The sequence below is a fragment of the Gilliamella sp. wkB308 genome (genome assembly GCF_001690185.1).
GTDB lineage: Bacteria > Pseudomonadota > Gammaproteobacteria > Enterobacterales > Orbaceae > Gilliamella > Gilliamella apicola_I.
The window spans coordinates 23,239-35,893 of sequence record NZ_LZGN01000012.1 but is presented as its reverse complement, the minus strand read 5'-3'; the positions used below and the strand labels follow the sequence as shown (position 1 = coordinate 35,893).

The following is a 12,655-nucleotide window of genomic DNA, read 5'->3' as shown; positions in this document are numbered from 1 at the left end:
TTTATTTAATTTATTTTGATTTAATTATTTTATATGAATAAACAGAATGTTAAATAATATATTGCAAATTAAAGGCAATAAAAAAGCCCGCTTAGCGGGCTTAAGTAACAATTCTTGATTTTGAGTTAATTATACATACATTAGCGTACGTTGTCAACCCCTTAAGCTGATATTTCATTCTGATATTATTCATTAAGCTTAATAAAATAAGTTTTAGTAATAACGCTGATAGGAATAAATATTCAAAATTCAAAAATTCTCATTATTTATCCGATGTTAAATAATCATATTAATAAAATTAGGATGAAATTATTAAAAATATGATTAATCGTATTAACATAAAATGAATATCTATTTAGCACGAATATAGATAGAAATATGAAAAACGTTAGCGCTAATAAATTGAGTTATTGTTTTGAAAAATTTTATTTATTAACTCTATTGACTAAATAATTATGATAATGATAAGAAGAATAAAAAAGCCCGCTTAGCGGGCTTTAGTAACAATTCTTGATTTTGAGTTAATTATACATGCATTAGCGTACGTTGTCAAGATTAACTATTCCATTTTTTAAAAAACTAAATGTTGCAATAACTCCAGTTCAGTACCGGTTAACATCGTTTGCATCGATAATGCACCAATAATGTAACTTTCACCACTACTTTTTATTTTTCGGATATTGCCTTCACTGCAGGCTAAATCCTGCGCTATTTCACGTAAATTTTTAGGTTTGATAATTAATGTCGATGATATTTGTGTTTTGCTTGGTTCGATATAAACATGATCATCTACAATCATTTCGTCTCCATAATAGAATTTAATTAAGACTTTTGCTTCTTCTTTTATTTTCGCAATTTTACTGTTTTTCATCGTCGAAATAATGCCATCTATTATTAACCCGTCTTTATCTAAACAGACCTGCTTATGTTCCTTTTTTTGGGATTGATATAGACTAAATACTTTGCGTTGTTGATAGGCTTCTTTTCGAGCCCAATTACCCCAACGGGTTAATACTTGAGTGATATCATAATCAGCATTTAAACTCACTTTATTTAGCCATTGTTTTGGTTTATTATTTTCTTGAATATTCAGATACGGTGCTGTCATTACTTACCTCATAACTTTTCCATATAATTCCAATTTATAGTGTTTAACTCTCTATTAATCTGTGGCTATTAACTTATTGTCATATGTTGAAGTACTTATTTTTTAGTAACAATATCGATAGGATGAATTAAAAAAGAGGACGCGTTACGTTAATGTTTTGATATTTTCCTTTATTAAGATCATATTGATTTATGAGTCGTCGGCGATAATCATAGAGTTGTTCAACATGTTTCTCAGCGACTTTTATTTGTTCATCAAGTAAAGCTAATTGCTGTTCTGGTGTCATCGTGAAGTTTTCCTATTCAAAATTAAACAAACCAATAATAACAATAGTTATCGAAAAAATCAATAACTATTGTTATAAACAATTAATGATAATCCTATAATGTTTAAAGTTTTACTCTAACATGTCTTTATTAGAGTTGGTGTCACATTGCCTCAACGAAAAAACACAAATTAATTTAATATCAATTAATTATTAATAAATATTACGACAACTAAAATAATGTTCTAATATATATAGTACAATTTACAATCAAAATAGTGGTATTTAATATTTGACTAAAACTGAAAAACAATAACTTTTAGCCTTGACTAAATTGATAACTTATATTATCATGGGCATTATCAAAACTAATTGACTTACCATAAAGTTAGCAATACCACGAGTTACTAATGGGGTAACAAGATTCAAGTAGCTAGCAGGGGCGTACGAACATACTGCAGTTTTGATAAGGTACTAGATAGCGAATTTAAAGATACAATATTGAGTACCTGACGACTGGAAAGACAGTGGTAGTCCACATTTTTGCCCCTATATTGGGGCTTTTTTAACCTTATTATGACTATTCAAATTTTTATAAAAAGGTTGGAACAATACAGTTAATGATGAAATCTAGCAAGATAACAAAAAATCATTTTGATCATAACTGTGATTTAATATAGGCATTTTATTGGAAGAAGAAGGTAAAGTGATAAATAGGTTACCTATCATATTTTAATATCAGACTTGATAAAATCATTTTAATAGGTAACGCTACTTTTGAAGTATTAGTCAGTGTAAATTCATCCCTAATACTAGCTAAATAACAATCCTTGTTGTATTGGTTAAATGTTACTTATAACCATTATAAGTAAGTTCCGCAAACGGCTCTTTTTGCTTCATCTATACCCCAAGCACTAGGAAACGAAATCATTCCATCGTGACTTGAAACCAGAATCGCTTCTGAAATTGCTTGATTTTTGTCATTAGTGGTGTTGTGGGATTCATTAGTATAATACCAACCAAATTTCCAATTAGATTTTGGATAAGTGACAGTCAAACTATTATATTGTTGATTAAGCGATCTCCCCCACTCGCCAAAGACACCGTATCCAATTCCGCGCGTAAACACATTATAAATACGACCTTTTGCGCCATCTAAATTTTTAGTTGTGAACTCGGATGAATTATTTAATTCTTTTCGGCTTAACAATTTTGAAGAACCTGTACATTGAGCCCTTGCATCATTTTGATTTTGGAAAGATTGTGATTTTGGTTCAAGCCATAAATCAAGACTGAATGTATAATCATAATGAATTTTATCATCAGATTTTAAGGTTGCCGTTATAGTGACCGTTTTAGTGGGCTGGTTAAGCGTAATTAAACCATCTTTATCAACAGTAACAGAACTATTATTTGTTGTGAAGGTATAATCGTTTTGTACACCACCCATGACTAACTGAAATTGCGCACCGGCAAAACCAGTTGTTGGAAAATATTTTTTAGATAAGGTAGGCGCCACTTTAAACCCTTGATTGACAACATAATCCTCAGTTACTCCCCCACCTACTGCAAAATTAGGTTTATTTTTAGGAATATTATTTATACCAATTCCGGTGAGATTCCACTTTTCATCATTCTCAGATTTGTCATTTTTGACTGAACGCCATTGAGTAAGTGGATCTGAGATAAGACTATAAGGTTTTGCAAAGCAGGTATTAGCGATAGCTATTTGATAAGTTTTTGTTATAGGCTGAGCACCCATTGTTTGAGTTTCAATAAAATTGACAGGATCACTTTCATTAGGATCGCCAAATTGAGTATGAACTTTAATATCAGTCGCGGTGATTTCTAATTTTAACGGCATTTTATATTTGTTATGGCTACAAGCAATATTATTAAAATCAGCAGGATCGATTTTAACATTATTACTATCCTTCCAAACGTAATTTAATGTGTTGCTTATGGGTTGCTTAGGATCAAAAGCATCATTATTAGTATCAAAATAATCACCCTTATTATCATCAATAGTTGCTCTAGGAACAAAATAACTTTTTATGACAAAATCATTTAAGTTAGTCGTATGATCAAAATATTTGGTGGTATTACTATTGATATTACCGGATATTTCATTGTAATCAGTACCGTTGTAATTAAAACCTAATTTATTAACAATCGATTCTGTTGCAAAAAAAATAGGTTTATCCCCTTTTATCGAATTGACAGTCGTTGTTGATAGTGCTGCATTAGCAGGATTAACTGAAATGAAAGCTAAAACTGCACTTAAATAACTCAGTTTAGTTGCAGTCCTATTTTTTTTTAGCATAGATAATAAACAATTTAAGTGTGAACCTATTTTCGAATTAGAGATGACTAAATGGTTAGGTTTGTATTCACTAAAATTTCGTGAATTAGGGTTTATAATGTGCTTCATATAGTTTTCTTCATTAACAAAATAACAAATCAATCATAAATCATAAGATTGATTTAATAACTTCACATTCATCCAATTAATTTAAATGAAGAGGTGATCCTTTTAAACATTATTGATCGGATTTATCGATCCATCAACACCCAATCAATTTAAAATCACTATCAAAAATAATAAGATACTGCTATATTCCTTACATTATTTTCAATATGAGGAGATAATAAAATTGATTTAATAATTGAAAAATTTATCCAATTAATTTGAAGGAAGAGATAATCTTCGGAAACATTATTGATCGGATTTATCGATCTATCAATATACGATTAATTTAGAATCACTATCAAAACAACATAAAATCACGATATTTATGACATATTTGTTATAATGCAAACATAAAAACAGGTTAATCACATTAGTTAACACTTTAAAATAACATAATGAATAATATTAATTTATTTTTAAACGTTTTATCTAGGTTTTATACAATTCATTTTCTTCAATAAATTTTTCCTATCAAAATTATAGGTTAAGTAAGTTACAATTTATTAAAACAACTGTAAATGTAACGTAATGGATAAGTAAGCAATATGTAATTTGCTCAAAATGAATTCAAATATTTTAATGAGAATTTACCTAAGATTAAAAGTATGATTAAAAAAGAAGATTGGATAAAATATTATTAATCATACTATTGACTAAAAATAATCATTCTCACCAATTAAAAAACCTCTACTGATTAATTGATGAGAAAAATGTTATCTAGAAATTAATTTCTGTTCCAACAAAATAGCGACGTCCATCCAAGGTTTTACCAAAGTCTTCATTGTCAACATCTTTGTCAAACAAGTTATAAATACCCGTGTAAATTTTTGCTTTCTTGTTGATTTGATACGCTGCTCCCATATCCCAAAACGTATATCCAGGATACGTGACATACCTACTTTGTTTACCCATTCGTTTATTGGCGTTTTCTTGACCGTAGTATGCCATCTTAGCCCATAAGTCCCAATTATGACTGATGTACCAATCCAATTGCATATTAAATTTTTGTTTAGGCGTACGGTTTAATGCACGTCCTTTATTGATACCGGTTTTTTGTTCTGTCTTTGTCCATGAATAATTTGACGTCAACAAGAACTCATTAAACAATGGCGTTTTAAAGGTTAATTCAACGCCTTTAAGATCGGCTTTATCGACATTTTCTCTGCCTTGAACAAAATCAAATTTTTCTTGGTACCCATTCACTTTACATTTACCTTTTCCAGCTGGTCCCTGACAAATGTAATAAGTTTGAATCTTATCTTTATATTTTGTATAAAACGCCGTGGCTGAAGCATCTATTCCATAATCATTAGTATAGCCCAGTCCAATTTCGATATTGTCTGATTTTTCAGGTTTTAAATTAGGATTTCCCAGCACCATTCCTTTATTACCCGTTCCAGCCCCCCCTGTAACTTGTCCCCAATCAGCAACGACTTGCCGTAATTGTGGTGTTGCATAACCCGTTGAATAGCCACCTTTGAGAGTGAAATTATCATCAATATTCCATACGCTATAAACTCTTGGATTCCAGTTACTTCCATAGTTTTCATCTTTGTTATAACGTAATCCAACAGTTAAATTCCAATTTTCGAATAAACTTAGTTCATTTTCAGCAAATAGGGCATAATTCCAACGATCTATTTTAGTTAATGTTTTCTTTAATTGATTACCTTTATCGTGTAACTCTTGGTAATTATATTTTCCCCCTACTGTTAACATATTCATATTAAGCGGAATGGTTACACGGGTATCAAGGTCGGTATTTCGAATTTTCATCTGTCTTTCCGGATTATTATTGCCTTCGTATGCAATAAATGAAGTTGTCGAAATATCACCAAATAGCCCAGTATGGGTTAAACTGTACGTATTACGGCGATTATCACGAGGAAAATCGCCTCTATTTTTAGCTCGGGTATTACCCGCTGTTGCCTTACTTTTTTGAATTGAACGACCAATATCTAAATCAAATCGTTGCGAGTCGGTTGCATTTAAAGACAGCTTACCGTTTAGACTTTGAAGTTTTTGTTGAGCATGACCATTTAAAAATTTATCTTCATTTCGTTTGGAATATTGACCATATAGCTGAATGCCGACTCTTTCATCAATAATCGGCCCCATGGCTGAAAAACTTCCCGTATAAGTGTTTTTTTCTTCAGAACGATAAGGAATTACAGATTCTAAACGTAAACCTGCATGCCATTTATCTGACACTTTTTTGGTAATAACATTTATTACCCCACCCATTGCATCAGAACCATACAGTGATGACATAGGGCCACGGACTACCTCAATGCGTTCTATCGCCGTTAATGGCGGTAGCCAACCTTGTTCAAATCCAGAACCGTCACTGTTTGGTCGTGTTTCTCGGGTGCTGACCTTCTTTCCATCAACTAAAATCATCGTATATTTAGCATCCATACCTCGAATACTAATATCTGTTGAATCACCGCTACCGGTAATGGTAACACCAGGAATATCTTTTAACGCATCAGTGACATCCCGATACGATTTTTGACTAATTTCTTCTGAGGTAATAACAGAAATGGTTGCCGGAGCTTCTTTGATTTGCTGTGCAAAACCCGAAGCGGTAACAACCATTGTATCAGAATCTGAACTATTCACTGCGGCTAGTGCTGTACTTGATAATAATAAAAAACCTGAATTAATGACATAATTTGTCAGTTTAAATTTTAGCTTAACGTTCATTTGTTATAACCCCATTATTTATAATGATATTTTATATATTACCCATGAGTATGAACACTACATTAGATGATAATAATTATCAATATCTTTTATTAAATTATTTTTCGCTGGACAAGCAACTCGCTTTAAATGATAATAATTATTATTTACATTTAATATAAAGGGTGTATATGAACAGAAAGAAAAAATTGCTACTAAGTAGCATTGCATTAATAGTTTTGGGGTTAACCGGTTGTCAATCACCGTCGACAATGACTGTCACAAACAATAGTGAAACCGTCATCGTACCTAAATCTCCGAAAAAAATTGTTGTCATGAATTATGGAGCATTAGATACGTTAGATGCTTTAGGTAAAGGCTCAATAGTGACGGCAACCCCACAATCGGTCATCCCATCCTATTTGAATCAATTTAAAAGGAATGATGTGGTTGATACGGGTAATATGAAAGAACCTAATATAGATGCAATTAAACAGACTAATCCTGATCTCATTATTATTGATGGACGTCAAGCAAATAAAAAAGATGAATTGTCAAAAATTGCCCCAGTGCTTAATTTGAGTGTTGATAGCAAACATTATTTTGAATCAACAAAAAATCATATCAATTTGTTAGCGAGCATTACCGGAACCGAAAACACAGCAGCTCAACTCATTGCTTCGCTCAATAACAAAATCAACCAAGCTCAAATAATTACCTCAGCAAGCCCTAAAAAGGCCATTGTCGCTATTCACAACAATGGAAAAATAATTCTTATTAATAATAGTTCAAGTGCTGTGCTTATCCATGATGTATTAAAAGTCAAAAGAGCGGTACCACTTTTAGCTAACCAGCCAGCTACAAATGGAGAACGACCAGCACCTACTTTTGTTGACGATAAATATATTAAAGCCGTTAAGCCAGATATTATTTTTGTCATTGACCGAAGCCATGCTATTGGTCAACAAGCTATGAAAGCGAACTATTTTGATACAAAAGTGCTCAATAAAAGTAAAACCACTGTTGTATATTTGACACCTGATCTTTGGTACTTATCTGGAGGTGGGGCAGAAAGTTTAGACCGTCAAGTGTCTGAAGTGCTCAATGCTTTAAATGATTAACATTTTGTTTAAATTAATTCATACAGCCCAATCAATTCAAAGGCTGTATGAGTTAGCATTCAACGAATTTATCATATTATATCGACATGCCCACAAATACTCTAAGTCACTAAATTTGAGAAAATAATATTTATCTATTAAGTTATGCTCGCATGATTTCAATCAAATATAGGCTATTTAACGGGTTAAAAGCCCACTTTATACACTTGCCTGACGCTACCACTTAAAACCCATTTTCTGTTAATTAAGAATGTGAAAACCAGTATATTTACAATGTTTAAATGTGTTAAAATGCCGACATTTTAAATTAACAACAACTAATTAATAGATAAAATTTATTTATTATCAATTTAATACCTCTTTAAATATTAAGCATTATTATAAATATTATGAATATGTCATCCCCTACTATTGGATTTGTGAGCCTTGGTTGTCCCAAAAATTTGGTTGACTCAGAGCGAATTTTAACTGAATTACGAACGCAAGGTTATCAAGTGGTACCAAGCTACGAAAATGCAGATTTAGTTATCGTCAATACTTGCGGCTTTATTGATAGTGCCGTACAAGAATCGTTAGAAGCCATTGGCGAAGCTTTAAATGAAAATGGCAAGGTCATTGTGACAGGCTGTTTAGGTGCAAAAGAAGATCAAATACGCAATGTACATCCTAAAGTACTTGAAATATCTGGCCCCCACAGCTACGAGGCAGTACTTACTCATGTCAATAAATATGCCCCTAAACCCGCATACAATCCGTTTACCAGTTTAGTACCACAGCAAGGTGTGAAATTAACGCCTAAGCATTATGCCTATTTGAAAATATCAGAAGGTTGTAACCACAACTGTACATTTTGCATCATTCCGTCACTTCGTGGCGAAATGGTTAGCCGACCAATTGGTAATGTACTTGATGAAGCAAAGCGATTAGCTGATAGTGGCGTTAAAGAATTACTCGTTATTGCTCAAGATACTTCAGCATATGGTATCGATATAAAAAATCGTACCAACTTTTGGAATGGTATGCCATTAAAAACGGATATCCAAACGTTATGCGAACAATTAGCAACGTTAGGCATTTGGGTAAGGCTCCATTACATGTATCCTTATCCAAGTGTGGATAATTTGATCCCGTTAATGGCGGATGGAAAAATCTTACCGTATCTAGATGTACCACTTCAACATGCCAGTCCTTCGGTTTTAAAATCAATGAAAAGACCAGGCACCATTGATAGAACACTTGAACGAATTCATAAATGGCGAGAAATCTGTCCGGACATCACTTTACGTTCAACGTTTATTGTCGGTTATCCGGGAGAAACAGACCAAGATTTCGAATTATTACTCGATTTTTTAAGTAAAGCCAAGCTTGATCGTGTGGGATGTTTTCCTTATAGTCCGATTAAAGGTGCAGCAGCCAATCAGCTCGCGAATCAAATTCCGGAAGAAATTAAGCAAGAGCGTTTTCATCGTTTTATGCAATTACAACAGACAATTTCAACCGAAAAATTACAAAATAAAATTGGCAAAACCTTGTCAGTTATTATTGATGAAGTGGATGAAGAAGGCGCTATCGGACGCAGTATGGCCGATGCACCTGAAATTGATGGCGTTGTTTATTTAAATGAAGAAAAATATGTTCACGTTGGTGATATTGTTCAAGTTGAAGTTGAACATTCCGATGAATATGATTTATGGGGAACTGTTAAACAGTAAATATATCCAATGAAACAACATTATCGAAACGAAATCAAAAATCTTATTGCCCTTTCGGTACCCGTACTGATAGCGCAAATATCGCAAACAGCGATTACCTTCGTCGATACCATTATGGCTGGTAACTACAGCAACACAGCATTATCAGGGGTTGCCATTGCTGTCTCAATTTGGTTACCAACCATATTATTTGGACAGGGTTTACTTAGCGTCTTAACACCGATTATCTCCAATTTAAATGGGGCGGCTAAACGTCATCAAGTTGCTGATCACACTCGACAAGGCGTCGTTATTGCCTTGTTCTTATCAGTGATAATGATGTTCATTTTATACCATTCAGATAAACTGATTAGTTTAAGAAGTTCAGTTGAACATCCTATTGATCCTGAAATGGTTGAAGTTGCCGTTTCTTTTTTACGTGCCATTATGTGGGGCGTCCCTGCGTTCTTATTATTTTTAGTTTACCGAAATCAGTGTGAAGGGTTATCCAATACCAAACCAGCCATGGTGATCATCTTTATTGCATTACTTGCCAACATTCCCATTAATTATGTATTAATTTATGGAAAATTAGGTTTACCTGCTTTCGGTGGAGTTGGATGTGGCATTACCGCAGCAATTATATTTTGGCTAATGTTTTTTTTAATTCGCCTTTATACATTAACCACCACTAGCCAACGTGATATTCGTCAAACGCCTTTCACAAAACTTGTTGATTGGTCAATTATAAAAAAGGTTATCCTGTTAGGTACACCACTGGCATTGGCTTATTTTTTCGAAATGAGTTTATTTGCCGTCATAGCATTACTGATTGCCCCATTAGGTAAAATTACGGTGGCCGCACATCAAATCATATTTACGATTAGCAGTTTAACATTTGCCATTCCGCTTTCACTTGGCGTTGCTACCAGTATTCGTGTTGGTTATTTGTTAGGTCAAAAAAAGCTATCTCTTGCCAAACATACTGCGTACATAAGTTTAGCTATTTCGTTAGCAATAGCAATTATTGTCGCATTAATTTTAGTTGTATTTCGAACACCTATTATTGCGTTATTTACTAAAGAAGTGGCTGTCATTACGATATGCATGCACCTGATTATTTTATTAGCAATCTATCAGGCTTCTGATTATTTACAAGTCGTCGCAAGCAATGTGCTTCGTGGTTATAAGGACACGCAAAGCATTTTCTTTATTACGTTGCTTTCTTATTGGGTAGTAGGATTACCTGTTGGTTATATCTTGGGTTTAACCGATCTAATTATAGCGCCAATTGGGGCTGCCGGTTTCTGGATTGGCATTATTTTAGGGCTGGCAGTCGCCGCTATTTTATTAATAGCCAGAATGATCTATATCCAAAAACAGCCTGAAGCAACAATATTAAACCGAGCATCAAAATAACGATTTATTTGCTAGTAAGTCACTTCTCATCTTAATATTTAACACTTATCAAATTTACAGATAAGTGTTAAATCATAGATAGCCTCTACTCCGTAACAACTATTCAATACAATTAACCATAGTTAACTCAAGTAACTATTTTATTCCCTCGTTTAAGACTGTTAAACGAATTTTATTAGGTACATAAATGATGAAAAATCATTTAGTTCAATTTAAATTGAATCAAACATTAAATGACGATATAAATTGATTAAATAATAATTCACTATATAATCACGTGCCTTGTAGATAAATTTAATATAGTGTAATAATGTTGTGAAGCTCTCTAAAAAAATTTTGTTTTCTCATTTTATTTGTCTTAGCCTTGCAGTCTTAGTCGTGTATTTATTAGGATATCCGAAAAGAATCGATCGAATATTACTTACTTATTTTTCATTAATTATCCTAGGTAAATTCACCATTTTTCGAATTTTTTTTGGTCTATCGTTTGTTATAGCCGCTCTTTACTTTCCTATTGCTTATTATTATGGTCCTCCTAATGTAGCAGTAATAAGTGCCTTGTTTGAAACAGACATGGACGAAGTAAATGAATTCTGTTCGCAAATATCTACTTATCTATTTTTGATTACCTTCTTATTAATAATTGCTTTTGTTCTTATCTTTATCAAACTGCCGTTTCCTACTGTTCACCATTATTACCTCATTATTTTTACATTGATTTTATTGGGCTATAAACCAATTAAAGCATACATTAAATTTATCCCTACCCCTTCTCATTCTCTGTCAGACGAGATAATGGATAATGTGAAATATCCTTTTTTTGAATTTTACAGAGCGCTTTATACCAGTGGAAAAATTTATTTTATCGAGAAAGAAGCACAGCTTAATCAAATTGAACAACAAAACACGATTCCTATTTTATCGGTAAATCCCGACCACAAGAATTATCTTATTATTATTGGTGAAAGTGTCCGTAAAGATTATATGAACGCTTATGGATTTAGTTATGACAATACCCCTTTTGCCACTCAACATGCAAATGTGATATGGGATGGTTTAATCGCACCCGCTTCGAATACGCAAGCATCTGTCCCTCATTTGATCAGCCAAGCCATTTATTCAGACGATAAAATAGTGAATGCTCAATTAAATAATAATATTGTCAGTATTGCTAACGATGCAGGATTTGAAACTTATTGGCTTTCTAATCAAGGTAAACTCGGAAAAATTGAGATTACCGTACCTCGCATTGCCGCTTATGCAAACTATAATTTTTATACAAAGAAAGGGGAATACAACGGTAAGTCATCACACGGAAAATATGATACTTTACTATTACCAGAATTAGATAAAATATTGTCAGATAAACAGGATAAGCCAAGACTGATCGTCATGCATCTTATGGGTTCTCATTCCAACTTTTGTCGTCGATTACAATTTGATATTCAATTCAATTTATACAATGAAAATATTTCTTGCTATGTCAGCAGTATAAAAGAAACGGACGATCTGATTAAATCAACCATAGAGATACTAAAAAAACATAATGAAGATTATTCGGTTGTCTATTTTGCTGATCATGGTCTTACCCACTTGGATCAATATCAAGATTTAAGGCATAACTGGGAATACCAAAATAGTTACGAAGTACCTTTTATTTTCTTTGATTCAAAAAGTACAACACAACAAAAAATTGAGAAAAAAATTTCAGGTTATCAGCTTGTTTACTTGTTAAGTAAATGGATGGGTATCACTTTAGATGTTTCACATGAATATATGCAAAACAAATTGATAGATATACCACACCAGCCAAAGATTAAAATTAAAGATTGGAAAAATGAACTTTATCCTTATGAAAAATTGAAACAAGATCCTAATCCTTTTTTCATCAAATAA

General features: G+C 32.6%; 8 protein-coding genes. 4 read left to right on the top strand and 4 right to left on the bottom strand.

Annotation, left to right across the window (positions count from 1 at the left end):
- Positions 1 to 571 precede the first annotated feature (571 nt).
- From A9G10_RS01840 to A9G10_RS01830, 4 genes are all read right to left on the bottom strand, one after another.
- Positions 572 to 1,108, bottom strand: coding sequence for an antiterminator Q family protein (locus A9G10_RS01840; RefSeq protein WP_065557999.1), 537 nt, complete (start codon positions 1,106 to 1,108; stop codon positions 572 to 574).
- A 127-nt stretch (positions 1,109 to 1,235) separates the two neighbouring features.
- Positions 1,236 to 1,394 carry a hypothetical protein gene (locus A9G10_RS12700; protein ID WP_179855797.1) on the bottom strand — a complete coding sequence of 53 codons (159 nt, stop codon included), beginning with the start codon at positions 1,392 to 1,394 and terminating at the stop codon, positions 1,236 to 1,238.
- 841 nt (positions 1,395 to 2,235) lie between these two features.
- Entirely contained in the window at positions 2,236 to 3,804 is a 1,569-nt protein-coding gene (locus A9G10_RS01835) for a hypothetical protein (protein ID WP_065557998.1), read from the bottom strand.
- A 756-nt stretch (positions 3,805 to 4,560) separates the two neighbouring features.
- On the bottom strand, positions 4,561 to 6,549 hold the full coding sequence (locus A9G10_RS01830; protein WP_065557997.1) for a TonB-dependent receptor domain-containing protein: 1,989 nt from the start codon (positions 6,547 to 6,549) through the stop codon (positions 4,561 to 4,563).
- 170 nt (positions 6,550 to 6,719) lie between these two features.
- On the opposite strand from A9G10_RS01830, the gene A9G10_RS01825 reads away from it, so the two are divergent.
- The 4 genes from A9G10_RS01825 to A9G10_RS01810 all read left to right on the top strand — a co-directional run bounded on the left by A9G10_RS01825 (position 6,720) and on the right by A9G10_RS01810 (position 12,655).
- Positions 6,720 to 7,649: a siderophore ABC transporter substrate-binding protein gene (locus A9G10_RS01825; RefSeq protein WP_065557996.1), complete on the top strand. Its 930-nt coding sequence runs from the start codon at positions 6,720 to 6,722 to the stop codon at positions 7,647 to 7,649.
- A 395-nt stretch (positions 7,650 to 8,044) separates the two neighbouring features.
- Positions 8,045 to 9,361: a 30S ribosomal protein S12 methylthiotransferase RimO gene (rimO, locus tag A9G10_RS01820; protein WP_442903213.1), complete on the top strand. Its 1,317-nt coding sequence runs from the start codon at positions 8,045 to 8,047 to the stop codon at positions 9,359 to 9,361.
- A 9-nt stretch (positions 9,362 to 9,370) separates the two neighbouring features.
- Positions 9,371 to 10,759: an MATE family efflux transporter gene (locus A9G10_RS01815; protein WP_065557994.1), complete on the top strand. Its 1,389-nt coding sequence runs from the start codon at positions 9,371 to 9,373 to the stop codon at positions 10,757 to 10,759.
- 315 nt (positions 10,760 to 11,074) lie between these two features.
- Positions 11,075 to 12,655, top strand: coding sequence for a phosphoethanolamine transferase (locus A9G10_RS01810; protein WP_179855796.1), 1,581 nt, complete (start codon positions 11,075 to 11,077; stop codon positions 12,653 to 12,655).